Raw genomic sequence first — 23728 nt, 5'->3', positions numbered from 1 at the left:
GTCCATCCCTGCCCGAGTCCACGGGCCGGCTCAGGTGGTGAGTCATTGCTGTTTCGCCGTCGCCATCATGGCCGTGAAGCGGCCGAACAAGGGCCGCAGGTCATGCGGTCCCGGGCTTGCCTCGGGGTGGCCCTGGAAAGAAAAGGCGGGGCAGTCCGTACGCTCGATGCCCTGCAGGGTCCCATCGAACAGCGAGCGGTGCGTGGCACGCATGTTCGCCGGCAAGGTCTGCTCATCGACGGCGAAGCCGTGGTTCTGGCTGGTGATCAGCACCTGGCCCGTGTCGAGGTCCTGTACCGGATGGTTGGCGCCGTGGTGACCGAATTTCATCTTCAGGGTCCGCGCGCCGCCGGCCAGTCCCAGGATCTGGTGGCCGAGGCAGATGCCGAACACCGGCACACCCGCCGCCATGCAGGCCCGCGTGGCCTCGATCGCGTAAACGCAGGGTTCCGGATCGCCCGGCCCGTTCGACAGGAATACCCCGTCCGGCTTCATTGCCAGCACGTCGGCGGCCGGCGTCAGCGCCGGTACGACCGTCACCGCGCAGCCGGCATCGACCAGCAGGCGGAGGATGTTTCTCTTGATGCCGTAGTCCCAGGCCACCACGCGATAGGCCGTTGCGACCGGCTCCCGGGGCTCCTGGGCGTGGCGCCATGCGCCTTCGGTCCATTCATAGGGTTTCCGGCTGGACACCACCCGGGCGAGATCCATCCCTTTCAGGCCAGGGAACTCGCGGGCTTTCGCGACCGCAGCCGCGCCGTCATCACTGCCCGCGAGAATGCATCCCGACTGGGCGCCCTTCTCGCGGATGAGGCGGGTCAACTCGCGCGTATCGATGTCGGAAATCGCCACCAGGCCTTCCCGGCGCAGGTACTCCGGCAGCGTTTCGGTCGCCCGGTAGTTGCTCGACCGAGGGGGCATGTCGCGCATCACGAGCCCGGCCGCATGGACCCGGTCCGACTCGCAGTCTTCGGGGTTGGCGCCGGTGTTGCCGATATGGGGATAGGTCAGCGTGACGATCTGCTGTGCGTAAGAAGGATCCGTGAGGATCTCCTGGTAACCCGACATCGCCGTATTGAAGACGACCTCGCCGACAGTTTCTCCCGCGGCACCGACCGAAAGGCCGCGAAACACCGTGCCGTCTTCAAGTCCCAGGACTGCCGGCTCCGTCACATCCATCTCCCGGATTTTCTCTCGCGCATGCTAAAAGCGGGAAGGGCCCGCGCTGGTCCCGTCCCGCTCTTTACTCGGTGAAACGCCCGTCCCTGCTGGCTGCAGGGGCGAAATTCCCGTCCGATTAGATCAGGCCCACGCCTGAATTCGATAGTTTACTGACCGCCTGCCAGAGTGTCCACGCGTCCGAGCCCGAGAACCTCGCCGAGCGTGTACATTCCGGCGGGTCGATCGGCCAGCCAGGCTGCGGCGCGCAAAGCGCCGCGGGCGAATATCGCCCTGTCCGTGGCGATATGCGACAAGGCCAGGCGTTCACCGGGACCCGCCAGCAGCACGGTGTGTTCCCCCACCACGTCGCCCACGCGCAAGGCGCCGTACCGCAGGGCCGGCGCTTGGAGTTCCGTACCCGGCTCGGCATCCGGCTGCGCCGCCGCGGCGTCCAGGCCGCGCGCAAGGGCGACCGCGCGACCCAATGCCAATGCCGTGCCCGAGGGCGCGTCGCGCTTTGCGGCATGATGCACGTCCTGCACGGCTGCATCGAAATCCCCCAGCGCCGCCGCCGCGAGCGCGGCAATACGTTCCAGTACGGCGACGCCTGCGCTCATGTTCGGGGCCCACAAGACCGGCACCTGCCGGGCGGCCGCGTGCAGCGCTTCGTGAGCCGCGGCATCGAGCCCCGTGACGCCGCACACCAGCCCGACCCCGGCCCGGCGACAGGCGTCCGCGTTGCCCGGGACGGCTTCGCCCAGGGTGAAATCGATGGCCACCCGAACCCCCGTCAGCGCGCTGTCGATCCGCTCGTCGAGCGCCACGCCCAGTTCCGGAAGTCCCGCCACTTCACCCGCGTCGCGTCCCTGCAGGCCGTCCCCGGGGGCACTCAGGGCGCCCTTCAGCACAAGCCCCGGAAACTCCGGCAGGCAGCGCAACAGCGTCTGCCCCATGCGCCCGGGGGCGCCGAGGACGGCGACGGGGATCGAGGAACTCACGAGCTCAACCTGTCGAAAAAGCCGCGTGCCTTGTCCATCCAGCCCTGTTCTCTCGGGCTGTGACTGCGCTTGCTGTCCCGCAGGTTGCTCTCGAACTCGCGCAGCAGTTCCTTCTGGCGCTTGTTCAGGCCGACGGGCGTTTCCACCACGACGTGCACCATCAGGTCACCCTGGGGACCACCACGTACCGGGCGAATGCCCTTGCCTCGGAGACGGAACACCTTGCCGCTCTGGGTGCCCTCGGGAATCTTCAGCTGCTCGCGGGTCTTTTCGCCCAGCACCGGCACTTCGACCTCGCCGCCGAGCGCGGCCGAGGCGAAACTCACGGGAATCTCGCAGGCGAGGTCGGCGCCCTGGCGCTCGAATATGGTGTGCGGCTTGACCACGATCTCCACGTAGAGATCGCCCGGGGGACCGCCATTGGGTCCCGCCTCGCCCTCGCCGCCCAGCCGGATGCGATCGCCGCTGTCCACGCCGGCAGGAATCTTCACCGCGAGCGTCTTGGTATCCCGGACCCGGCCTTCGCCGTGGCACGCCTCGCATGGATCCTCGATGACCGTGCCCTGGCCGTGACAAGCCCGGCAGGTCTGCTCGACTGCGAAGAACCCCTGCTGCATGCGCACCGCCCCACGGCCGCCGCAGGTCCGGCACGGCACCGCACTGGAGCCCGCCTTGGCCCCGCTGCCATGGCACACGGTGCATTCCACCGCCAGCGGGAGGCTGATCGTGACGGTGTCACCGAAGGCGGCCTGTTCGAGCTCGAGTTCGACTTCGTAACGCAGGTCTGCGCCGCGATAGACACGGGACCGGCTGCGTCGGCCGGAGCCGAAAATATCGCCGAAGACCTCACCGAAAATATCGCTGAACGCTTCGCCGCCGGCGAAGCCCCCGCCCCCCGGTCCCTCGCCCCCGAGCCCGGCATGGCCGAACTGGTCGTAGGCCGCCCGTTTGCGGGGGTCTTTGAGGACCTCCCAGGCTTCCTTGATTTCCTTGAACGACGCTTCGGCCTGGGCATCGCCGGGGTTGCGATCCGGGTGAAATTTCATGGCAAGCCGCCGATAGGCTGTCTTCAGTTCAGCCTCGGTGGCATTCCGAGGCAGCCCGAGAGCCTCGTAGTAATCGCGCTTCGCCATGCGGCGCTCCGAATTTGCATGGGGACACGTCCCCGGCATCAGCTGCCGGGCAAGGCGTGTCCCCGTTTATCGAACATGAGCCTCCTGCACGGAGACTTACTTGTTGTCTTCCTTGACTTCCTCGAACTCGGCATCGACGACATCCTCGTCCCTGGCCTGCTCGGCGCCGCCCTGCTCGCCACCTTCGGCGCCGGCGCCCGCCTTGGCCTCCTCGGCGTAGACGCGCTGCATGACGGTGGCCGACGCCTCGCCGAGCGCACGCGATTTCGCATCGATACGCGCCTTGTCGTCGGATTTCACCGCATCCTTGAGATCGGAGATTGCCGACTCGATATTGGCGCGCTCCTCGGGCTGCACCTTCTCGCCCAGGTCCTCCAGCGATTTCTCGCTCGAGTGAATCAGCGCCTCGGCCTGGTTGCGGGCATCGACCAGCTCGCGGAACTTCTTGTCCTCCGCGGCATGGGCCTCGGCGTCCGAAACCATCTGGTTGATCTCGTCCTCGGTCAGGCCGCTGGAGGCCTTGATGACGATCTTCTGTTCCTTGCCGGTCGCCTTGTCTTTAGCCGACACGTTCAGGATACCGTTGGCGTCGATGTCGAATGTGACCTCGATCTGCGGCACGCCACGCGGCGCCACCGGCAGGTCGGTGAGGTCGAAGCGTCCGAGCGACTTGTTGTCCACGGCGCGCTCGCGCTCGCCCTGCAGGACGTGAATCGTCACCGCCGTCTGGTTGTCGTCCGCGGTCGAGAACACCTGGTTAGCCTTGGTCGGGATCGTGGTGTTCTTGTCGATGAGCTTCGTCATGACGCCGCCGAGGGTCTCGATCCCCAGCGACAGCGGGGTCACGTCGAGCAGCAGCACGTCCTTCACTTCGCCCGAGAGCACGCCCGCCTGGATCGCGGCGCCGATGGCCACGGCCTCGTCCGGGTTCACGTCCCGCTTCGGCTCCTTGCCGAAGAAGTCCTTGACCGCTTCCTGCACCTTCGGCATGCGGCTCTGGCCGCCGACGAGGATCACGTCCTCGATATCACCGACCTTGAGACCCGCATCCTTCAGCGCGATCTTGCACGGCTCGATGGTCCGGCGCACCAGGTCTTCCACCAGCGACTCGAGTTTCGCGCGGGTCAGCTTGATGTTGAGATGCTTCGGGCCGCTGGCGTCGGCCGTGATGTAGGGCAGGTTTACCTCGGTCTGCTGCGAGGAAGACAGCTCGATCTTGGCCTTCTCGGCCGCTTCCTTGAGGCGCTGCATGGCGAGCGCATCCTTGCGGATGTCGATGCCGCTGTCCTTCTCGAAGCTGTCGGCGAGGTACTGGATGACCTTGAGGTCGAAGTCCTCGCCGCCGAGGAAGGTATCGCCGTTGGTGGCGAGCACTTCGAACTGGTGCTCGCCATCGACTTCGGCGATCTCGATGATCGAGATATCGAAGGTGCCGCCGCCGAGGTCATAGACCGCGACCTTGCGGTCGCCGCGCTGCTTGTCCAGGCCGTAGGCCAGCGCCGCCGCCGTCGGCTCGTTGATGATGCGCTTGACTTCCAGGCCGGCGATCTTGCCCGCGTCCTTGGTGGCCTGGCGCTGGGAGTCGTTGAAATAAGCCGGCACAGTGATCACGGCCTCGGTGACGGGCTCGCCGAGGTAATCCTCCGCGGTCTTCTTCATCTTCATCAAGACGCGGGCAGAGATCTCCGGCGGCGCCATGCGCTTGCCGGCGGCTTCGACCCAGGCGTCGCCGTTATCCGCTTCCACGATCTTGTAAGACACCATGTCGCGGTCCTTGGCGACCACCGGGTCGTCGTAACGGCGCCCGATCAGGCGCTTGACCGCGAACAGCGTGTTCTGGGGGTTGGTGACGGCCTGGCGCTTGGCGGGCTGGCCCACCAGCACCTCGCCGTCCTTGGTGAAGGCCACCGTCGACGGCGTGGTGCGATCGCCTTCGCTGTTCTCGATGACTTTCGGGGTCTTCCCCTCCATGATGGCCACGCAGGAATTAGTGGTCCCGAGGTCAATTCCGATCACCTTGCCCATTTCAATCGTCTCCAGTTTGAATTCTTGCGTTTCGCCTTTCGGCCCGCTGGGTCTGAACATGGGGGCCCGATCCGCACTTTCAAGGGCCCGCGGTGCATCAGGCGTCGGGCGCGCGCGCCACGATCACCCGCGCCGGGCGCAACAGCCGGTCGTGGATCCGGAAACCCTGCTGGATCACGCCGATGACCGTATCCGGCTCGGCCTCCGACGAGGGCTGGGTCATGATCGCCTCGTGTGCATCCGGGTCGAAGGGCGCGCCGAGTGCCTCGATCGGGGTCACGTCGAATTTCTCCAGCGCCGAAACCAGCAGCCGCAACGTGGCATCCATGCCCTCGGCCACGGCACCGCTCTCCCCCGCGCCGCGCGCGGACTCGAGCCCGATCTCGAGACTGTCCACGACGGCCAGCATTTCCCGGGCGAAGCGCTCGACGCCGTATCGCCGGGCGCTTTCGACGTCCCGCGCCGCGCGACGTCGGACGTTTTCCAGTTCGGCGGCGGTGCGCAGGAACTGCTCACGGAAATCCGCGGCCGCGTTTTCGGCCCGCTCGAGGCGTGCCTCGATGCTCAGGTCAGGCTCGCCGGCCTGTCGCTGTTCCGACCCCTCAGCGCCCTCGGCCGCCGCGCCCGGGCCGGCCGCCGCCGTATCCCTGTCCGTCTCGCCCATTGACCTGTTCTCCATGCTCGGAAAAGCGCCAGCCGCCGCGCGACCGCCGCAAGTGTGTCCAGTTGTCTTCAGTGTGCCTGTTGGCGTCCTGCGCCTTATCTGGGGCCTAGTCCCGGGAATTCAAGGCCGACCCCAGCAGCCGCGCCGTGATGTCGACGATCGGGATGATCCGGTCATACGCCATGCGGGTCGGTCCGATCACCCCGAGCACGCCCACGACCTCGTCGCCTACCGAGTACGGGCTGGCGACCACGCTGACCGATTCCAGGATGCGGTAGCCGGATTCCTCGCCGATGAAAATCTGCAGGCTTTCCGCCGCCAGGCACTGGTCCAGCAGATGCAGGATGTCGCGCTGCTTGGCGAAGGCCTCGAACAGGCTGCGGAGCCGCTCGACGTTCGACAGTTCCGCGAACTGCATCAGGTTGGTCTCGCCGGCCAGCACGAAGCCCTGGGCGGGATCCTTGACCGTCTCGAAAGCCTGGCGCGCCATGCTGATCGCACCGACCATCATGCTGTTCATGGTTTCGCGGGTATCGGCGAGCTCGGCAAGCAGTTTCTCCCGGACGCTGGTCAGCGACTGGCCGGCAAACTGCTCATTGAGATAATTCGCCGCCTCGCGCAACTCGTCGCTGCTGTAGTCCCGGTCCATGTGAATGATGCGGTTCTGCACCTCTTTCTCGTCGATGACCAGGATGGCGAGCACCCGGCGATCCGACAGCGGCAGGAACTCGATCTGGCGCAACGAGGAGTGGCTGCGGCGCGGTACCGTCACCACGCCGGCCATCCGTGTGAGGGCCGAGAGCAACGACGAGGCCGAACCCACCATGTCACCGTCACCCGTGCGTACCGCGTCCATCTCCGCCTGGAGACGGCGAATTGCGGCATCGGACAGCGGCTGCACCTTCAACAGCGCATCGACGAACAGCCGGATTCCTTTCGGGGTCGGCACGCGTCCGGCGGAGGTGTGCGGCGCCACGACAAGACCCATTTCCTCCAGGTCCGCCATCACGTTGCGGATCGTGGCGGGCGACAGGTCGAGACCGGAGTCCTTCGACAGGGTCCGCGAGCCGACCGGCTGGCCGTCGCGGATATAGCGCTCCACCAGCACCTTGAGCAGGTGCCGGGCACGATCCGACAGTTCCGCCTCAACCGATCGATTGGACATGGTTTCTCCGGCGCCGCAAGCACGGGCCTTGCGCCGCGGCGCAGATGACTCGCCAAGCTAGCAACCGCGATTCCGCAGTGTCAAGGCAAAGTGCCGTGGCGCCATCGCGACAGTCCCTCCGGGCGACTTGAAGATGATATCTGCGCGCCCCCGCGCGATTCGGGCGCTGGCCCGCCTTGCGGCTTCGTGCTACAAGAACGCGGCCCCGTGACGGACATGGACACTGCATGAGTCGACGATTCCAGACGATCGCACTGACAGGAAAACACCGGGACCCGCGCGTCGGAGACTCGATGCTGATACTTGCGCGGCACCTTGCCGCGAAAGGCACCAGGGTATTGCTCGATCCGGCAGTGCATCCGGATTTTCCTGCCGGCGACACCGAGCCCCTGCCCGAGGGCGAGTGGTCCGACGTGGCCGAACTCGTCGTCGCCATCGGGGGCGACGGCACCATGCTCTACGCCTCCCGGCTGGTGGCAGGCAAAGACGTGCCGCTGCTCGGCATCAACCGCGGCCGACTGGGGTTTCTCGCCGATATCACGCCGGGCGAGATGCTGCGCCGGTTGGACGAGGTGCTCGGCGGGGACTTCGAGGAGGAACACCGCCTGATGCTCGAGGCCGTCGTCGCCAACGGTGAGGACACCCCGCGACGCGCCCTGGCGCTCAACGACGTCGTGCTGCAGAAACGCGACACGGGACGCATGCTGGATTTCGAAAACTGGATCGACGGCGTCTACGTCAACACCCACGGCGGTGACGGGCTCGTCATCGCCACACCGACCGGCTCCACCGCGTATGCGCTGTCCGGCGGCGGCCCGATCATCCACCCCTCGCTCGAAGCCATCACGCTCGTGCCGATCTGCCCGCATACCCTCTCGGACCGCCCCATCGTGATCCGCAACGATGCACGCATCGAGGTCCGCGTACTGGAGCGCCCCGACACGCGCGCCGAAGTCTCCTGCGACGGCCAGCCGCTCGGCGAACTGACGGCCGGACAACGCCTGCTGGTGCGGGCGGCCGAGGAACGCGTGGTGCTCATCCACCCGCGCGGGTACGATTACTTTCGCCTGCTGCGCTCCAAGCTCCACTGGGGACGCGGCAGCCAGAGCCGTTACGACGGCGTCGGCGAAGGCTGAACGCCGCTCATGTTGTCTGCCATCTCGGTCCGCGACTTCGCGATCATCGACGCCGTATCCCTCGAGCTCGGGGCGGGAATGACCGTTTTGACCGGTGAAACCGGCGCGGGCAAGTCGATCCTGGTCGATGCGCTGGGACTGGTCCTCGGTGATCGTGCAGATGCGAGCGCCGTGCGCCATGGTGCCGAGCGGGCCGAGATCACGGCGAGCTTCGAGCTCGGTGATTTGCCCGGGGCCGCCGCCTGGCTGGCTGAGCACGAACTCGACGCGGACGACGAATGCGTCCTGCGCCGCGTGATCGGCGCGGAGGGGCGGTCCCGCGCCTGGATCAACGGCAGTCCGACGACCCTGCAGACGCTGCGCGAACTCGGTGAACGGCTGGTCGAGATCCATGGCCAGCACGAGCACCAGTCGCTGGCGCAGCCGGCCGCGCAGCGTGAGCTCCTCGATGCCCGGCTCACGGATAAGGAACCACTGGGACAACTGGAAGCAGCGTGGCAGGACTGGCGCGAGGCGCTGGCCGAACGCCGCCAGCTGGAAGGCGCCGGCCGGGAACGGGAACAACGCCTCGACCTGCTGCGTTACCAGTTCCGGGAGCTGGAGGCGTTCGCCCCGGTGGCGGGTGAAGCTGGCGAGCTGGAGGCAGAGTTCTCGCGGCTCGCCAATGCCGGCAGGCTGGCCGAAGGTGCCGGAGCCGCGCTCGAACTGGTCTACGAGGCAGATGCGGGGGCCGCCCACGACGCGGTCGCGCGCGCAGCGGAATCACTGGCGGAACTGGCCGATTTCGATGCCCGCCTGGCGGGTCCGCAGCGCCTTCTCGCCGAAGCCGAGATCCAGCTGGCCGAGGCCGCCACGGAACTGCGTCGCTACCTTGGCGGAATCGAAATGGACCCGGCACGGCTCGATGTCGTCCAGGCGCGGCTCGAAGGCATCAAGGCGCTGGCCCACAAGCACCAGGTCGCACCCGACGAGCTGTCCGGCCGCCAGTCTGACCTGGCCGCCGAGATCGAAACCCTGGAGGAGGCCGAGGTCCGCCTGGGACGCTCGGCGGAACGGCTGGCAGCGGCCGAGGCAAGCTACCGGCAGGCCGCCGCGAAACTCGGCGCGGCGCGAGCCGAAGTCGCAGAGACGCTCTCCACCCAGGTCACGGCGCTGATGCACCAGCTGGGGATGCCCGGGGGGCGATTCGTCGTGGCCGTCGAACACGACGCCGAAGGCCCGTGCGCGGCGCACGGCCTCGACAACATCGAGTTCCTGGTGAGCGCCAACCCCGGCCAGCCACCCGCGCCCGTCGCGCGGGTGGCCTCCGGCGGCGAGCTGTCACGCATCAGCCTCGCGATCCAGGTGGCGGCCAGGAGCGCCCAGCCGACGCCCGTGATGGTGTTCGACGAGGTCGATGCAGGCATCGGCGGTGGCGTGGCGGAAATCGTCGGCCGCCGGCTTGCCGAGCTTGGTACACGCGCCCAGGTACTGTGCGTTACGCATCTCCCGCAGGTCGCGAGCCAGGCGGATCACCACCTCAGGGTGGCCAAGTTGACTGATGGGGAGACCACCAGAACGAACCTCAAACCATTGACGGAAAAAGAAAAGGTGGAAGAGCTCGCGCGCATGCTGGGCGGGGTCGAGATCACCGGCACGACGCGCGCTCACGCCCGGGAAATGCGTAAGCGGGCCAGCCGTGACTGAGGAGCCGGTCGCGACTGAGCGTCCCGCCGCTCCTCGGCTCAAGGTCAGTCGGTGTCGTTGAGATTCGGACAGTTCTTGCGCGTGCAGTTGCCGTAGATCACCAGCGAATGGTCGGCCACGGTGAAACCGTGGGCGGCGGCCGCCACGTCCTGGCGCGCCTCGATCACCTGATCCACGAACTCCTCCACGTAGCCGCACTGCTGGCAGATGATATGGTCGTGGTGTGCGCCGTCGTCCATCTCGAAGACGGCGCTGCCGCCCTCGAAATTGTGTCGTCGCACCAGGCCGGCAGCCTCGAACTGCGTGAGGACGCGATAAACCGTCGCAAGGCCGATCTCCGCATCCGAATCCAGCAAGTGCTTGTAGACATCCTCGGCACTCATGTGCCGCTGGGGGTTAGCCTCGAGAATCTCGAGAATCTTCAGCCGTGGCAACGTGACTTTCAGCCCGACTTTCCTGAGTTCCTTGGATTCCATGAGCGCCTCCCGAGGCGAGCGTTGACCGGTCTTCTGTTATTATCGCCTACGCTCGCTGTCCACTCCAACTGTTCGGGTTCCCATGCTCCAGCCAAGCCGCCTTTTCGTGCTCACCGTCATCGTACTGCTGACCGGTTGCGCAGCCGTCAAGGATTTCTCGCTGCGTCCCTACCGGATGAATATCCAGCAGGGTAACTACCTCGAAGCGAAGGATGTGGACCAGCTGGAAGTGGGCATGACCCAGAGCCAGGTTCGCTTCCTGATCGGCACACCGATGGTGGCGGATCCGTTCAACAGCGCGCGCTGGGACTACGTGTTCTATTTCAAGGTGGGCCGCAGCCGCGAGGAAATCAGCAGCCGCCTGACGGTCTGGTTCGAGGATGGCCGGGTGAGCCGGATCGAGCGCGAGGACGAACTCGCGGAGAAGCCGGAACCCTTCTACGACGCCTGAGCGCAGCCGCTAGCGCTCTGCAGGTTCGTCGCGACCACCCTTGCCCATGCTCTTGCCGGCCGCCGCCAGCTCGCGCCGCGCAGCCCGTGGATCGGCAAGCAAGGGCCGGTAAATTTCGACCCGGTCGCCGGGATTGAGCTCCCTGTCCGCCTTGCACAACTTGCCGAAGATGCCCAGCCGCTGCGAGCCGAGGTCGATCTCGGGAAACTTCTCCTCGATGCCCGACAGCCGCACTGCCTCCGCGGCACTGGTCCCCCGCGGCACCTCGACCGCCAGGATCAACTGTCGCTCGGGCCGGGCGTAAGCCACTTCGACCTCGATGGTCTCGTCCGGGCCGGTCATCCCGCGGACCCCGCCAGCCCGAACCATCCCAGCAACCCGGTGGCGTGCAGAAACACCAACAGCACGGCGACGGGCGCCACCCAGCGCGCCAGGAAACGCCAGAGGCTGAACAATCCGCCGGTGCCGATGTCCAGTTCGTCCGATGTCGATGTCTTGGCCATCACCCAGCCGGCGAAGATGGTGATGAACAGGCCGCCGAGCGGCAACAGGATATTGCTGGAGAGGTGATCGAGGTTCTCGAACAAGGTGCGGCCCAGCACCCTGAAATCCGCCAGTTCGTTGAAGGACAGGATTGTCAGGAACCCCAGGAGCCAGATCACGACGCCGATGGCGATCGCCGAGGCCGGACGACTCCGGCCCCGTGTCTCCACCGCCCAGGCCACCGCCGGCTCGATGAGGCCGATGGACGAGGTCCACGCCGCAAAGGTGAGCAGGATAAAGAAGAGCAGGCCGAACACGTGCCCGCCCGCCATGTTGCCGAACGCCAGCGGCAGGGTCTGGAAAATGAGGCCCGGCCCGGCGCCCGGATCGAGACCGTGCGCAAAAACGATGGGGAAGATCGCCAGGCCGGCGAGCAACGCCATACCCGTATCCGCGAGCACCACCGAGATCGACGTGTTGGTGATCGAGGTGCCCTCCGGCAGGTAGGCGCCATACGCCATGATCGCGCCCATGCCTATGCTGAGGCTGAAGAACGCCTGTCCCAGGGCCGCGAGCATGGCGTCCCCCGTCAGCTTGGAAAAATCAGCTTCCAGCAGGAAATTGACGCCGCCCCGGAAATCGCCGTTGATCATCGCGTAGCCCAGCAAGGCGACCATCAGGACGGCCAGCGAAGGCATCAGGAAGCGCACGGCGCGTTCCAGCCCGCGTTCGACACCCCGGGCGACCACGAAAATCGTCAGGATCATGAACGCGGTGTGCCAGAACGCCAGTACCCGCCAGTCGGCCAGCAGCCCCCCGAACAGCGCGTTGACCTCCTCCGCCCCGGCACCGGAGAAGCGGTTCAGGGCGGCGTGGCCGACATACGACAATGACCAGCCCGCGATGACGCTATAAAAAGAGAGGATGATGATGCCGGCGATCACGCCCATGACCCCGACCAGCGCCCAGCTCGGCCGGCTGCCCTCTTCCTCGCCGACGATGCGCATCGTCGCCACCGGATTGCGGCGCCCGCGCCGGCCGATGAGGATTTCTGCCATCATAATGGGCAGGCCGATCAGGGCCACGCACAGCAGATAGAAAAGGACGAAAGCGCCACCGCCATTCGCGCCCGCGACGTAGGGAAACTTCCATATGTTCCCGAGACCGACCGCGGAACCGCTTACGGCGAGAATGAAGGCCAGTCGAGACGACCAGAGGCCGTGCAGCGATGTACGCTTGGCCATGCCGGGTGGGACCCTGCGCTGTCAAAGGCCGGCGATTTTGGATTAAATCCGGCCTTGCGGCAACAACCACGCCGCTCGCGCCCTTTCGAACCGCGATCACAGACCCCGGAAAACATGATGAGCACCGCGAAGAAAAAGGCCGCCTCCGGCACCGGGGGATCGACGATCGCACTTAACAAGAAGGCGCGGCACGACTATTTTATCGAGGAAAAGCTCGAAGCCGGGCTGGTTCTCGAGGGCTGGGAAGTCAAGAGCCTGCGTGTCGGCCGCGCGCAGATCGCCGAAGCCTATGTCGTGGTCCGCGGGGGAGAAATCTGGCTGGTAGGCGCCAATATCACGCCGCTGAACTCCGCCTCTACCCACGTGCATCCCGACGCAGGCCGCAGCCGCAAGCTGCTGCTGCAGCGGCGCGAGATCGACCGGCTGATCGGCTCGGTGGAGCGCGCCGGCTACACCATGGTGCCGCTGGCGCTGTACTGGAAGCAGGGCCGCGCCAAGCTCGAGATCGGCCTGGCCAAGGGCAAGAAGCAGCATGACAAGCGGGCCACCGAACGGGATCGGGACTGGGAGCGGCAGAAGGCAAGGATCCTTAAAAGGTAATATTTACAATTAGTTGGAATGATTACTTCAGGCCTTTTGTAACTGAAAAATCAGGATCCGGGCACCGGTCCTGCGAGCGGCTTGCCGACGCCCTTGGGTGGGCCGCGCCATCCGAGGTAAACCACGAGCGCGCCCAGTCCAAGGCCCACCGCGAGCAGCGCGGCGGTGGGCATCTCGCCGAGGGCCCGGAAAAACACGAGCCACGGGCCGGCGGCCGCCGCCCACTGGAAGCAGATGCTCGAGGCGACCAGAAAAACCGCCGCCAGCAGGAAAGGCCGGCCGTGGCGACGCGCCCCGAAATACAGGCCCAACGCAACGGCCAGTGCCATCGCGTTACCCAGGTGGACCCCCAAGGTGAACAGGTGCATGTCCTCGGGCCCCTGGATCCTGAGTCCCGGCACAAAACCGTTCAGCAGCCGTGAACTGATCGGCGTCACCAGGAGCAAGATCGTGGCCAGCATGTAGCGGGCATGCAGCTGGACATTGCGGCGGTGGCGCAGGGCCGCATAGAAGAAACCCGAAAAAAACAACACCGAGAGCAGGTCCAGTGCGCCCAGCCCGGGGCCGAACATGACCAGAAACGGGCGAGTGCCACCAAAGGTCCCCTGCGCCATGCTCTGCAGGACCAGCAGGCCTCCGGCGATAAAGACGGGCACGAGGACGAAAGTCGCGCGCCCGACGGTCCGATGGAGACCGATCTGCCGACGATGAATCGCCCAGCTCTGGACGATCAACGCAAGGACCCAGACGGACGCGGTGACGCCGTGAACATGAATAGTCCAGGGCGTTTCTCCCAGTCTCGAGAAGTACCCCGGCCAGAAAGCCAGGATGATCATCGGGACCAGCACCAGAAGCGCCAGGTAAGCGCGTGGATAAGGCATCGTCCCCCTCCCCTGTTTTATTTTGCGGCGAATATAAATCCTGCGCCGGTTTCCCGCCACCGCGCCGCTCGCTGGCGCCAGGGGAACCTTGGGCGTAGACTTGGGGTCGTACTGATGACCGGGGGCGACATGGCTTCGACGTGTGTCGCAAAACTCGGGGTGCATGCCGAGGTGCAGGGACCTCGTAAAACACTTTGCAAACTTTAGTTGCCAACGACGACAACTACGCACTCGCCGCTTAAAACCCGGTAGGGTGCCGTCTGACTGGACGCGTGCTTGTGAGCACCAGATTTCAGGCGTCATAACTCACAAGATCGCCGTGAAACCTGCCCGAGGTCGATCGGTTAAATCTCATTAGGGATCGCCGCTTGTTTTCCCTGTCCGTCGGGTAGCAATCGGTTAAAACAATAGACGTGAATAAGCATGTAGACCTCCGGGCGGAGGGCTCGCGGACGCGGGTTCGATTCCCGCCGCCTCCACCATCTACCTACCATAAGCCGCTGATTTTATTAGCGGCTTATTTTTTTGGATTACGCTCCAGAAGGCTGGATTCGGCTCCGTTTCGTCAGGATTCTGTCAGCCTCCAACTTGGACGGAGGGGCTGAGGTGCGTGATCGAAAAACCGATGACGGGGAGGCTCGCCGTGCGGCTGGGCGAGGGGTCGTCTCCAAGCTTCCAATGGATGCTGCTTTAGCGGTAGCGCAATAAATTAAAGGATGCTTTAATACGTCAAGTTTGTACTAAAGACATCTTTACCATGAAGCGCGTCACCGGCACTTACGCCCTCTCGACCACGCAGAGTGAATCGGTTCAAGCCTTCGTGCCGCATCCGCTGCCCCCGGCCGAACCTGCGCTGGGACCGGAAGTGTATGCGGACCTGAACCACCAGGCAGAGCTCACACTCGCCCGCCTGTCCGGGGTATCGGGGCTGGTGCCATCCGTCGACTGGCTCCTGTACAGCGCGATCCGCAAGGAGGCACTGCTGACCTCGCAAATCGAAGGCACCCAGGCCACATTGACCGACCTGTTCGATGAGGAAGCCGGGTTCGCCGTCAGCAACACGGAAGACCTTGAGGAGGTCACCAACTATCTGCGGGCATTTCGGCTGGTACAGGACAACCTCCGCGATCCCAATAGTTTACCAATCAGCGTGCGCATGCTGCGTGAGGCTCACCGTGTCCTGATGGACGGGGTACGCGGTGCCGGCAAGCAGCCCGGGGAGCTGCGGCGCTCCCAGAACTGGATCGGCGGCACTCGTCCGGGCAACGCCGCCTTCGTGCCGCCACCGGCCGACCGGGTGCCAGATCTGCTGGCCGACCTGGAGCGATTCATTCACGATGACGCCGACACGCTCCCGCCTCTCGTGAAAATCGCGCTGGCACACGCTCAGTTCGAGACGATTCATCCTTTCCTCGACGGCAATGGCCGCATCGGACGTCTGCTGATCGCATCGCTGCTCGAATACTGGCGACTGCTCCCCGAGCCGCTCATGTACCTGAGCGGCTACCTGAAACGGCACCAGGCCGAATATTACCGCCGCCTGTCGATCATCCGCAGCGAGGGTGACTGGGAGTCCTGGGTCGCGTTCTTTCTTGAGGGCGTGGCAACAGCCGCGAGTGAAGCCGAACGCGGCATCATCGCCATCGCAACTCTGGTTGCGAGCGACCGGCGCCGTCTGCTGGAATCGGCGAAGGCGGGACCTGCCAGCTATCGACTGTTTGAAATGCTGCCGATGATGCCGCGCTTCACCATCGAGCGGGCGCGCAAGCGGCTGGACACCACCTTTCCGACCGCCAATGCGGCCGTCAAAGTACTTGAAGACCTGGGCATCGTGACGGAGATGACCGGCCAGAAGAAGAATCGGCTTTACAGTTACCAGCCCTACATCGAGTTGCTGTCGCAGTGATCGCGCCGATCGCCCAGTGACCTTCCGACAGACGCCATAAATATTCCAAGGCAGCTGCTGATCGCGCTGGTTTGCGCAAACGCGGACTCTATTCGACCTGCACCGGGCGAGGAATGGCACCGAAAACCAGATATACAACGCGCCACAATGTCAAACGCCGGTGCTAACCTAAGCCCCCCATAAGGGCTATCTACCCGAAGCCTTGTTCAAGTCATGGTCTAGTGTGAAGGAAGCGCCAAATGTTGAGATCACAGTCGGTATTGTCTGCACTGGCCACCGTCACCATGCTGGCGGCGTCTGTTCCGACCTCGGCCTCCCAGCCCAACGTGGAATCCGACGGCCCGTATCAGGTCATGACCCAGAGCCTGCCAGACGGGCAGCTCGTGATTGCCGTCATGTTGCGGGGCGTCGCCAGCACCGATCTCGCCCATTATCAAGGACCATGCGGGGAGCAGATCGAGGCAGACCTGAGTATCAATGATCGTGCAGACGTCACTCGCTTCGAAAAGTCGGGTAAGTTTGCCGATCTCAATGCCGACGGCCTGGCCGGCCGGCTTGTCGAGCAGTTGCAGTCGGCCTGCCCGGAACTCGAGCGCGTGGACACCGTCCTGGCCAACCGGCCCGACAGACCGCGAGTGGCGTCATTTGCCCGCTCTGCAGGCTGGGCCAACACGGCGGCAGCCCTCAGCGTCGCAGCGGCCGCCAATCCAGTTGACGCGCAGATTGCCGCGCTACCTTCAGGGCCGCGGGTCATGCTGGCCGTGCAGGATCTGCTCACGGGCATCGCACTTCGGGGCTACGCCATTTGCCAGGACCGCATGACGCTGCCGCTTGGCAGCATGAATTCCAGCGGCGCGCGCAAACCCAGCCTCGGGACTTTCCGCAGATTCGCTGAGATGGCCGCCCCGCAGGTCCAGGCACAGTGTCCGGATGTCATGCAGATCAGGTTCATCCCCGGCCCGATGGCGGACACTTTCATCTGCACCAGCCAGGATTGCAGCGTCGATGCCACATTGGCCAACGGCATGTGGTCCGCCGTTGCAACCGGCTATGGCGCCTCACGCGACCTGGATACGATCAAGACCTTCGATGATGTCCTGGGCGCAATGGTGGCCGGCGACCTGTCTGAGATTCGCAATCGCTACACTGGCTATTTTCGGCAGTTCCACAACGAATTCCTCATTGTCTACTCGAAGACATGTCCGACCCACATCGCCGATCCGGTGTCGTTCCAGATCGTCCTGATCGAACGAACCATCGATCAGGACGGCTTCACGATTGGCAGCCGGCAGGCCAGCGAACCCTACACCCTGACAATCGATCGGAAGTTCGAGCCGCGCTATTTCGCCTATGACCAGGCCAACCAGGCTTACTATGCTTCAAGCATTCTCAGCCGCGAAGTCGACGCCCGCAGCGCGGGGAGCACCACCTCTGGCGCAGAATCCGTCATCGGCGAAATAATTGATGGCCGCCACCGTATTCAGTCCTTCGTCAACAAGGGCTGTGCACACAATGATGTGCAGTCTGTATACGCGCGGCTGGACCAGGTGCTCGGCAACTAGTGCGAACAGACAGACTGGCTGATCAGTGAGCCAACGGTGAAGACTCCCGATTCTTATAGGCGTGCCAGGAAACGATCGTGAACAATGTGACGGCACCGATCGAAGCGACGATCACGATCTCGTCGTGCGTCTGCCATTGCCGCACAGCGATGGCGATCAACGCCCAGATGCCCACCAGCGCGGCTTCCCGCATGTTGCGGAACCAGACCAGAGCGACGTAGATCATCGTGGCGGCAGCGATCAACAGGATGGTCCAGTTCGACGCCCCCATGAAGCCGCCGTGCCAGCCCATGCTGACCAGCCAGGCGGCCACATTGGCCACCGTAGCGACAACTATCCAGCCCAGATAAATGACTATCGGCCACCATACAAACACGATGATCCGCAGCGGGGCATCCCAGATTTCCAACCGAAGCCGTACCACCAAAACCAGCAGAGAAATCAGAAGAACAAGCATAAGCAGGACGGAAATCCCGATGGACTCGGTCAACCAGGCCACGATCCAGAAACCATTGGCCAGGTTGGCCAGGCTCAGCCAGAGCCCGGTTTGTTGCAGTTCCCGGTCGTCGTTATGCCTCAGCCACGCGAACCATTGGTATCCGACGAATAGAATTAGCAGCAGATAAATCAGCCCCCAGATCGCGAACGCGTATCCAGCGGGCGCGAACAGCGTGTCATAAATCTTGCTCACATCGCCCACGGTTTTCCCGCTGAAGACGGAACTGCCGGCCAAGGCATTCATGACCAGAGCAAAAAGCAGGGAGGCGGTGTTGGCCAGAAGCAGGCCGGTCTGATTAACTTTTGGAGTACTTGTCTGCATGCTCGTATTGTAGAAGAGTACGCAGGGCGCCGGCCAAGCGCACCGAATAGTCTTTTCCTCGCATTCAGCACCCGCGAGAGTAAAACCAGGCGAGTGGCGTACCGTCTTCGCGATATGCCGGCACCCACCCTCCGGTGCCCCGCGCGCTTTCGCCACCTTCGCACGGACTGGTCGTCATCAGGTTGACGCGGAACCAGGGTGAACCACCAACGATCTGTGTTTCGAGCACTTCCACCGGCTGTTCGTGTTTTCCTTCAGGCGGAAGCATGCGCAGCGGCAGCCCCGCGCCAGGCGCCGGCCAGACGAAACCGTGCCACGGCAGCGATACATAGGCCAGGCGACGGACAAGCAGATCCGCGTAGGGAAAGAAGGTGCCCGCATAGTCCGGCGGCAACCAGCCGAATACGCCGTCCGCGGTCCGCAGCTTGTACCAGCCGTCGACGTGGGCATAAACCACGGCGGCCGGAACTTCGTAGTCCACCTCGCGGGATTGCAGATCCGCATAGCCTTCGGGCTGCAAAATTATCGGGGCATCGCGGGCGGGGCTCTCCAACAGACGCGCATGCCCGGCGTGGCTGAAACCCGAAACGTCGAGCAAGCCCACGAGCGTCGTATTGTCCGGATCTGTCGGGTCGGGCTGTGCCGCCGCGACCTCACCGAGCACGGCGAGGCCGGCCAGTGCGTTGAGTTGCTGCGACACGAAACGTGCCGGCACATCCTTGAACCCTTCGGGTGCTCGCCCGTCAGCCGGCAACAACACCCGACTCCCGCTGCAGGTGTCTACGTGCAATTCGGCCTCCGGCGTTTCGGCGGACGAGTACGCGAACAACACGTAGATGGCCCCTGATTCGGGCGAAAGGCCGCAGGCCGCCGAACTCGATGCGGTGCTGTAATTAATCTGCGTACCGACCGCCAGGGTGCGCGATGATTTCCACGCCGGTGCAACAATTTCGAACCGCAGCTCGAGCCGCGCCGGATCTGCATCGTTCTGCCTGGCTGCGATCAGCCGGGCCGTCGTGACCTCCGTGGCTCCATCAAAATAGTCGGCCAGGCTCCGCTGCGCGCAACGGCACGCATCGGCTGGCGCCGAAACGATGGAGAGACACAAGAGCAGGAAGATGCGCCTCATTAAGCAGGCGGGCGCGTCGCGAACCAGGCCGCCAGCATCGCGATCAGCATGGCCGGCGGCGCGAAAAAAACCGGCCCGATAACGAACTCGAGCCCGTGCGGAAATCCGAGGAAGGTTCTATCGGGCAGATAGCCCGGCCAGAACTCGACATTGACCCACACCAGGACCAGCGCGATACCGACCAGGCCCGCCTGGGCGATCGCGCGCACGCGCACCTTGTCGAGCTTGCGTGCCAGCAACCAGCCCACCAGCGTCAGCACCACCACCGGCAGCGTGCCGAGGATCGCGGCACCGAGCAATGGATGGCGCTCGGCCCGGAACTGCGTCGCGACGGCTGCAAGGCTTTCGACCACCGACATATCGGCAAACAGCGCGCACAACACGAAAACCAATGCGGGCACCAAAAACGCGAGCGCCACGCCAGGCACGAACACGGTGAGAAAAAGCGACTCGGATCGGTTCATCGTGCAGCCGAGTGTAAACGACTGCCGGCGTGTACGTCCCGGCGACCGCGCGGACTCGTATGAGGAAATTCTCGTATCGCATCGGCTGGCGGCCCGATCGACCGATCCACCGCTCACATAGGGTCGCTTATCACTAGTGTCCTCGCTGTGATCGCGATGATCGCCACTACCCGGCCGGTCGTGGCTCTGTGTTAGCCTCGCCCGAGTCCCTCGCCTGCCGGAGTGCGTCACATGTTTAGATTATCCTGTCTGCTGTTGCTCGCGATATCGACCGGGGTCCTCTCGGGCTGTGCGTCGAAGCCCATCACCCTGCACGATTCGCAACTGGCGCCTGCGGATGTCGCGACCATCGTCATGCCCGAACAGCTCGAGGTGGCCTCGGTCAACGGCAAAGAGATCGCCGGCGGCAGCGGCATGATGAGCATTGGCGACAAAATTCTCGAGGTCGCGCCCGGCCGCTATGAAATTCTCGTGTTCTATCGAGAGCTGTGGGAGTTGGGCGAACAGCATGAGGTACTGCGTTCCGACCCTGCCCTGTTCGTGGTCGAAGCACGGGCGGGCGAACGGTACCGCCTCGATTACGACCGGCCGGCGGATCTCGACGCAGCCCGTGAACTGGCGATCGATTTCAGCGGCTGGTCGGAGGAGCTTTCGAGTGGCCGGCGCACGGCGTCCACGGACAGCGGCGTGCAGTTCCGCCGGGGACTGGTGGCGGCCATGTCATTTGACGACACGCTCGTGCCGTCGGCGGAGACCGCGGATGGGCACCGGGAGGTCGAACCGCTGCCGGCGACCGGCGCGCCAGCGGCTGCGGGCACATCGAGCCCCGGGTCGCCGCTCGTCAGCGAGCAGGAAACCAAATCCGCCCCGCCCCGGGAAGCCGACCCGCTGGATCTCATGAAGGAGTGGTGGCAGGAAGCCAGCAGCGAGACGCGCCGGGCGTTCCTGCAATGGCTGGCCGAGCGGCCCTGAATCGGGAACCGCAGCGTCGTTCAGAAGCGGAAATCCAGCAGCGCTCGCCGAACCGCCATTCCGGGACCTGGTCGCCGCACGGCCTGCACAACTAATCGAGTTCCACCCCAATGCCGATCGCGTAGGTGATGTCTTCCTTCTCGTTACCGGCCGCCGGTTCAGACTCCCAGTCCCAGTCGAACTGGATGTTCATGTAGACGTCGCCCCACACGTCCCAGCGGATGCCGGTCGTGGTATCGACGACCTTGTTCGAGCGGCCGGTGACATACGTCCAAAGGCGGTGGTCATGGTAGAACTCCAGGTCACCGCCGAGCAGGTCACGGCGATAGCGCAGATCCCAACGCACGGCGGACGATTTCTCGGTAATGCCGCCCAGTCTCTCTCGAACGCCGACAGCGGAGAGTGCAACCTCGAATTGCCGATAGGCATCGTCGAAGAACTGGTAACCCAGCCCGGCACCGGGCGTGTAGCGGTAGCTGAGCTCGCGCAAGGGGTCGCGTTCGTAGCCGATACCGGAGGCCAGGAACCAGGTGTCGGAGAAGAACCAGCTATACACGTAGTTGGCTGCGTACTGCTCCTTCGTCGTGAGCCCGTCCTGGTCGATGCGATCAAAACGCAAATCCCCCCGGTGGCGATGATCACCGATCTTCACGCCGCCCGCTGCCTGCCACAGGAAATTGCTGGTGTCCGTGTTGCCTTGCGTCGCCCTGTAGGAGAAATCGGAGCGGACATCCCAGTCGAACTCGTCCTCCAGTTCCGTGAGTTCCTCGATATCCATCGGCGAGAACGCCCGACTGCCGGCGTCAGTGACCAGGATCATGTTGCCCGCGGCATCGGTGGCGAAGCGGCCGATCACCTCGCTGTGATCGCGTAACTCGATTTCGAGCTCCTCGTCGGATTCGATGCGCGCGATGGCGTCCAGTGAGACCGGAAATTCGTCGGCGTAGTCCGTCTCCAGGAAAAGCTCGTTGTCCCACACGCGCTTGATGTCGCCGGTAATGCGGTCACCGTTCTGCATGTATATGACGTCGGCGGCCAATGCACCGCCGGGCACAAGGAACGCACACAGCACCAGGGAGGTACCAAGATACTTCGAAGACATAAAGAAACGGCTCTCCGGGCCCGGGACCAGCGCATGATACTCGTCTCGTGCGCGCCAGTGTGGCAACGTACGCAATGCCGGCCACCGTGCTGCATGGGTCGCCTCAACCGGAGTCGTTTGACATGAACAGGCCCGTCCGCGCCAGTTTCATCCTGGGCATCCTGTACGTCGCGGCGGGCTGCGCGACGATCGACTATGACCACCCAAGGCAAGAGAGCTATGTCTTGCCGGACACCTCCGATACGCGTCTCGGGAAAGCGGTCGAACCCATCGTCGCGCAGCGCCCATCGGAGCAGTCCGGCTTCTACTCGATGAATGACGGAATCGACGCGCTGACCGCGCGCCTGCTGCTCGCGCAACACGCGGACAAAAGCATCGACGTGCAGTACTACCTGATCAAGAACGACATCGTCGGGCGGGTGTTCGTATACACGCTGCTGCAGGCGGCCGACCGCGGCGTCCGGGTGCGACTCCTGATCGACGACATGTTCACCTCCGGCTACGACACGGACCTGGCCGCCCTGCACTCGCACCCGAACTTCGAGATCCGCATATTCAATCCCTTCCATCGTGGTGCAGCCGGCAAGGCACAGAGCGCTTTGACCGGTTTCGGGCGTATCAACCGCCGCATGCACAACAAGTCCTTCACCGTCGACAACCAGGTCACCATCATCGGCGGACGCAACATAGCGGACGAATACTTCGGCGCACGGGAGGATGCGAATTTCGGCGACCTGGATGTCATGGGGATCGGTCCCGTGGTCCAGGACGTGTCCGATATGTTCGACACGTACTGGAATCACGTCGCCTCTTTACCGGTGTCGGCCTTCGTGAAGAAACCGGATGCCCCCGAAACCGCCCTGAATATGTTGCGCAACCGTCTTTCGGATTCGATGGACAACCTCCGCGGCTCGAAGTACGCGGAAGCCGTTCGTACGCAATACCTGCGATACCTGGAGCCCGGGAAAGATATTTTGAGGTGGGCGCCTTATGAGCTGGTCGTCGATTCGCCCGACAAGGGCATCAAGGCCAAAGCGAGCACTGCCGATTCGATCGTCACGCCACTGGTCGAATCCATTCGCTCGGCCCAACATCAGCTGATCATCATTTCACCGTATTTCGTACCCATGAAAGACGGTGTGGAAGGCCTGGCCGCCCTCGAGCAGCGCGGTGTCGAGGTGACCGTCATTACCAATTCGCTGGCGGCGAACAACCAGTTCACGGTGCATGGCGGCTACGCACCCTCACGCGTACCGCTGCTCGCCGCCGGGGTCGAGATCTACGAGGCACGACCCGATGCGGACGTTGCCGGGACAGAATTCGTCGATGCCAGCGGCGCAAAGGCGACGCTGCACACCAAGGCCTTCATTGTCGACGACAAGGAGGTGTTCATCGGTTCGTTCAACTTCGATCCGCGCTCCGCGAATCTCAATACGGAACTGGGCGTGATTATCCGCGACCGCGAACTCGCGCTGCGCTACGCGTCGCTGATCGACGCAGCGCTCGAAAATCAGGCCTACGAGGTGTTCCTGAACGACGACGGTGCGCTTCGCTGGCGCGGACACAAGGACGGCGAAGAGATCATTTACCTGAAGGAGCCGGAGACGACCTGGGGACAGCGGGTCATGGCCTGGTTCGCACGCATCATTCCGAAGAGCCAGCTTTGAGTG

At 64.2% G+C, this 23728-nt stretch carries 22 protein-coding genes and 1 other RNA gene; 9 read left to right on the top strand and 14 right to left on the bottom strand.

Annotated features, from left to right (window positions below; all coding sequences use genetic code 11):
- Positions 1–42: 42 nt before the first annotated feature.
- The 6 genes from carA to hrcA form a co-directional block, all read right to left on the bottom strand.
- Positions 43–1179 carry a glutamine-hydrolyzing carbamoyl-phosphate synthase small subunit gene (gene carA / locus G6032_RS08465; protein WP_165281711.1) on the bottom strand — a complete coding sequence of 379 codons (1137 nt, stop codon included), beginning with the start codon at positions 1177–1179 and terminating at the stop codon, positions 43–45.
- A 149-nt stretch (positions 1180–1328) separates the two neighbouring features.
- Positions 1329–2159 carry a 4-hydroxy-tetrahydrodipicolinate reductase gene (gene dapB / locus G6032_RS08460; protein WP_165281710.1) on the bottom strand — a complete coding sequence of 277 codons (831 nt, stop codon included), beginning with the start codon at positions 2157–2159 and terminating at the stop codon, positions 1329–1331.
- Positions 2156–3292 carry a molecular chaperone DnaJ gene (dnaJ, locus tag G6032_RS08455; protein WP_165281709.1) on the bottom strand — a complete coding sequence of 379 codons (1137 nt, stop codon included), beginning with the start codon at positions 3290–3292 and terminating at the stop codon, positions 2156–2158. The genes dapB and dnaJ overlap by 4 nt, the downstream gene beginning before the upstream one ends.
- Before the next feature lie 96 nt (positions 3293–3388).
- The gene (gene dnaK, locus G6032_RS08450; protein WP_165281708.1) at positions 3389–5317 is read right to left on the bottom strand and encodes a molecular chaperone DnaK; all 1929 of its coding nucleotides are present in this window, start codon (positions 5315–5317) and stop codon (positions 3389–3391) included.
- A 97-nt stretch (positions 5318–5414) separates the two neighbouring features.
- Positions 5415–5981, bottom strand: a complete 567-nt coding sequence (grpE, locus tag G6032_RS08445) for a nucleotide exchange factor GrpE (RefSeq protein ID WP_240902093.1) — start codon at positions 5979–5981, stop codon at positions 5415–5417.
- A 106-nt stretch (positions 5982–6087) separates the two neighbouring features.
- Positions 6088–7146: a heat-inducible transcriptional repressor HrcA gene (gene hrcA, locus G6032_RS08440; protein WP_165281706.1), complete on the bottom strand. Its 1059-nt coding sequence runs from the start codon at positions 7144–7146 to the stop codon at positions 6088–6090.
- Positions 7147–7373: 227 nt separating this feature from the next.
- Here hrcA and G6032_RS08435 point away from each other — a divergent pair, with 227 nt between their 5' ends.
- Both G6032_RS08435 and recN read left to right on the top strand, forming a co-directional pair.
- Positions 7374–8282 (top strand): NAD(+) kinase, encoded by a 909-nt coding sequence (locus tag G6032_RS08435; protein ID WP_165281705.1) that lies wholly within the window; start codon positions 7374–7376, stop codon positions 8280–8282.
- A 9-nt stretch (positions 8283–8291) separates the two neighbouring features.
- Positions 8292–9968, top strand: coding sequence for a DNA repair protein RecN (gene recN / locus G6032_RS08430; RefSeq protein WP_165281704.1), 1677 nt, complete (start codon positions 8292–8294; stop codon positions 9966–9968).
- A 44-nt stretch (positions 9969–10012) separates the two neighbouring features.
- On the opposite strand, the gene fur is transcribed toward recN, so the two are convergent.
- The gene (gene fur / locus G6032_RS08425) at positions 10013–10444 is read right to left on the bottom strand and encodes a ferric iron uptake transcriptional regulator (protein ID WP_165281703.1); all 432 of its coding nucleotides are present in this window, start codon (positions 10442–10444) and stop codon (positions 10013–10015) included.
- Positions 10445–10526: 82 nt separating this feature from the next.
- Here fur and G6032_RS08420 point away from each other — a divergent pair, with 82 nt between their 5' ends.
- Positions 10527–10895: an outer membrane protein assembly factor BamE gene (locus tag G6032_RS08420; protein ID WP_165281702.1), complete on the top strand. Its 369-nt coding sequence runs from the start codon at positions 10527–10529 to the stop codon at positions 10893–10895.
- A gap of 9 nt (positions 10896–10904) precedes the next feature.
- Here the strand turns inward: G6032_RS08420 and G6032_RS08415 are convergent, their stop codons facing one another.
- Complete coding sequence (locus G6032_RS08415; RefSeq protein WP_165281701.1) at positions 10905–11237, bottom strand: RnfH family protein; 333 nt, start codon at positions 11235–11237, stop codon at positions 10905–10907.
- Positions 11234–12622 carry a sodium-dependent transporter gene (locus tag G6032_RS08410; RefSeq protein ID WP_165281700.1) on the bottom strand — a complete coding sequence of 463 codons (1389 nt, stop codon included), beginning with the start codon at positions 12620–12622 and terminating at the stop codon, positions 11234–11236. The genes G6032_RS08415 and G6032_RS08410 overlap by 4 nt, the downstream gene beginning before the upstream one ends.
- A 117-nt stretch (positions 12623–12739) precedes the next feature.
- Here G6032_RS08410 and smpB point away from each other — a divergent pair, with 117 nt between their 5' ends.
- Complete coding sequence (gene smpB, locus G6032_RS08405) at positions 12740–13222, top strand: SsrA-binding protein SmpB (protein ID WP_165281699.1); 483 nt, start codon at positions 12740–12742, stop codon at positions 13220–13222.
- Between the two features lie 50 nt (positions 13223–13272).
- Here the strand turns inward: smpB and G6032_RS08400 are convergent, their stop codons facing one another.
- Positions 13273–14103 carry a hypothetical protein gene (locus G6032_RS08400; RefSeq protein WP_165281698.1) on the bottom strand — a complete coding sequence of 277 codons (831 nt, stop codon included), beginning with the start codon at positions 14101–14103 and terminating at the stop codon, positions 13273–13275.
- A 120-nt stretch (positions 14104–14223) separates the two neighbouring features.
- Here G6032_RS08400 and ssrA point away from each other — a divergent pair.
- From ssrA to G6032_RS08385, 3 genes are all read left to right on the top strand, one after another.
- Positions 14224–14585, top strand: a transfer-messenger RNA (tmRNA) gene (gene ssrA / locus G6032_RS08395).
- Positions 14586–14860: 275 nt separating this feature from the next.
- Positions 14861–16009: a Fic family protein gene (locus G6032_RS08390; RefSeq protein ID WP_165281697.1), complete on the top strand. Its 1149-nt coding sequence runs from the start codon at positions 14861–14863 to the stop codon at positions 16007–16009.
- 239 nt (positions 16010–16248) lie between these two features.
- Entirely contained in the window at positions 16249–17571 is a 1323-nt protein-coding gene (locus G6032_RS08385; protein ID WP_165281696.1) for a hypothetical protein, read from the top strand.
- A 22-nt stretch (positions 17572–17593) separates the two neighbouring features.
- Here G6032_RS08385 and G6032_RS08380 read toward each other — a convergent pair whose 3' ends face one another.
- The 3 genes from G6032_RS08380 to G6032_RS08370 all read right to left on the bottom strand — a co-directional run bounded on the left by G6032_RS08380 (position 17594) and on the right by G6032_RS08370 (position 19939).
- Positions 17594–18391 carry a tryptophan-rich sensory protein gene (locus G6032_RS08380; protein WP_165281695.1) on the bottom strand — a complete coding sequence of 266 codons (798 nt, stop codon included), beginning with the start codon at positions 18389–18391 and terminating at the stop codon, positions 17594–17596.
- A 64-nt stretch (positions 18392–18455) separates the two neighbouring features.
- Positions 18456–19520, bottom strand: coding sequence for a hypothetical protein (locus tag G6032_RS08375; protein WP_165281694.1), 1065 nt, complete (start codon positions 19518–19520; stop codon positions 18456–18458).
- Positions 19520–19939: a hypothetical protein gene (locus G6032_RS08370; protein ID WP_165281693.1), complete on the bottom strand. Its 420-nt coding sequence runs from the start codon at positions 19937–19939 to the stop codon at positions 19520–19522. The genes G6032_RS08375 and G6032_RS08370 overlap by 1 nt, the downstream gene beginning before the upstream one ends.
- 276 nt (positions 19940–20215) lie before the next feature.
- On the opposite strand from G6032_RS08370, the gene G6032_RS08365 reads away from it, so the two are divergent.
- Entirely contained in the window at positions 20216–20956 is a 741-nt protein-coding gene (locus G6032_RS08365) for a DUF2057 family protein (RefSeq protein ID WP_165281692.1), read from the top strand.
- A 91-nt stretch (positions 20957–21047) separates the two neighbouring features.
- Here G6032_RS08365 and G6032_RS08360 read toward each other — a convergent pair whose 3' ends face one another.
- On the bottom strand, positions 21048–22058 hold the full coding sequence (locus G6032_RS08360; RefSeq protein ID WP_165281691.1) for a DUF481 domain-containing protein: 1011 nt from the start codon (positions 22056–22058) through the stop codon (positions 21048–21050).
- A 122-nt stretch (positions 22059–22180) separates the two neighbouring features.
- On the opposite strand from G6032_RS08360, the gene G6032_RS08355 reads away from it, so the two are divergent.
- Positions 22181–23725, top strand: a complete 1545-nt coding sequence (locus G6032_RS08355; protein WP_165281690.1) for a phospholipase D family protein — start codon at positions 22181–22183, stop codon at positions 23723–23725.
- Positions 23726–23728 lie beyond the last annotated feature (3 nt).

It is taken from the genome of Wenzhouxiangella sp. XN24 (assembly GCF_011064545.1).
In the GTDB taxonomy this organism is placed as follows: domain Bacteria; phylum Pseudomonadota; class Gammaproteobacteria; order Steroidobacterales; family XN24; genus XN24.
This window is presented reverse-complemented; position numbering and strand designations above follow the sequence as displayed.

Coding starts and splice junctions, on each gene's coding strand:
- G6032_RS08400 (WP_165281698.1), bottom strand. CDS start 14,103: ATGCCTTATCCACGCGCTTACCTGGCGCTTCTGGTGCTGGTCCCGATG.
- G6032_RS08410 (WP_165281700.1), bottom strand. CDS start 12,622: ATGGCCAAGCGTACATCGCTGCACGGCCTCTGGTCGTCTCGACTGGCC.
- G6032_RS08360 (WP_165281691.1), bottom strand. CDS start 22,058: ATGTCTTCGAAGTATCTTGGTACCTCCCTGGTGCTGTGTGCGTTCCTT.
- carA (WP_165281711.1), bottom strand. CDS start 1,179: ATGGATGTGACGGAGCCGGCAGTCCTGGGACTTGAAGACGGCACGGTG.
- smpB (WP_165281699.1), top strand. CDS start 12,740: ATGAGCACCGCGAAGAAAAAGGCCGCCTCCGGCACCGGGGGATCGACG.
- fur (WP_165281703.1), bottom strand. CDS start 10,444: ATGGAATCCAAGGAACTCAGGAAAGTCGGGCTGAAAGTCACGTTGCCA.
- dnaJ (WP_165281709.1), bottom strand. CDS start 3,292: ATGGCGAAGCGCGATTACTACGAGGCTCTCGGGCTGCCTCGGAATGCC.
- hrcA (WP_165281706.1), bottom strand. CDS start 7,146: ATGTCCAATCGATCGGTTGAGGCGGAACTGTCGGATCGTGCCCGGCAC.
- G6032_RS08375 (WP_165281694.1), bottom strand. CDS start 19,520: ATGAGGCGCATCTTCCTGCTCTTGTGTCTCTCCATCGTTTCGGCGCCA.
- G6032_RS08390 (WP_165281697.1), top strand. CDS start 14,861: ATGAAGCGCGTCACCGGCACTTACGCCCTCTCGACCACGCAGAGTGAA.
- recN (WP_165281704.1), top strand. CDS start 8,292: ATGTTGTCTGCCATCTCGGTCCGCGACTTCGCGATCATCGACGCCGTA.
- G6032_RS08420 (WP_165281702.1), top strand. CDS start 10,527: ATGCTCCAGCCAAGCCGCCTTTTCGTGCTCACCGTCATCGTACTGCTG.
- G6032_RS08380 (WP_165281695.1), bottom strand. CDS start 18,391: ATGCAGACAAGTACTCCAAAAGTTAATCAGACCGGCCTGCTTCTGGCC.
- G6032_RS08365 (WP_165281692.1), top strand. CDS start 20,216: ATGTTTAGATTATCCTGTCTGCTGTTGCTCGCGATATCGACCGGGGTC.
- G6032_RS08355 (WP_165281690.1), top strand. CDS start 22,181: ATGAACAGGCCCGTCCGCGCCAGTTTCATCCTGGGCATCCTGTACGTC.
- dnaK (WP_165281708.1), bottom strand. CDS start 5,317: ATGGGCAAGGTGATCGGAATTGACCTCGGGACCACTAATTCCTGCGTG.
- G6032_RS08385 (WP_165281696.1), top strand. CDS start 16,249: ATGTTGAGATCACAGTCGGTATTGTCTGCACTGGCCACCGTCACCATG.
- grpE (WP_240902093.1), bottom strand. CDS start 5,981: ATGGGCGAGACGGACAGGGATACGGCGGCGGCCGGCCCGGGCGCGGCG.
- G6032_RS08415 (WP_165281701.1), bottom strand. CDS start 11,237: ATGACCGGCCCGGACGAGACCATCGAGGTCGAAGTGGCTTACGCCCGG.
- G6032_RS08435 (WP_165281705.1), top strand. CDS start 7,374: ATGAGTCGACGATTCCAGACGATCGCACTGACAGGAAAACACCGGGAC.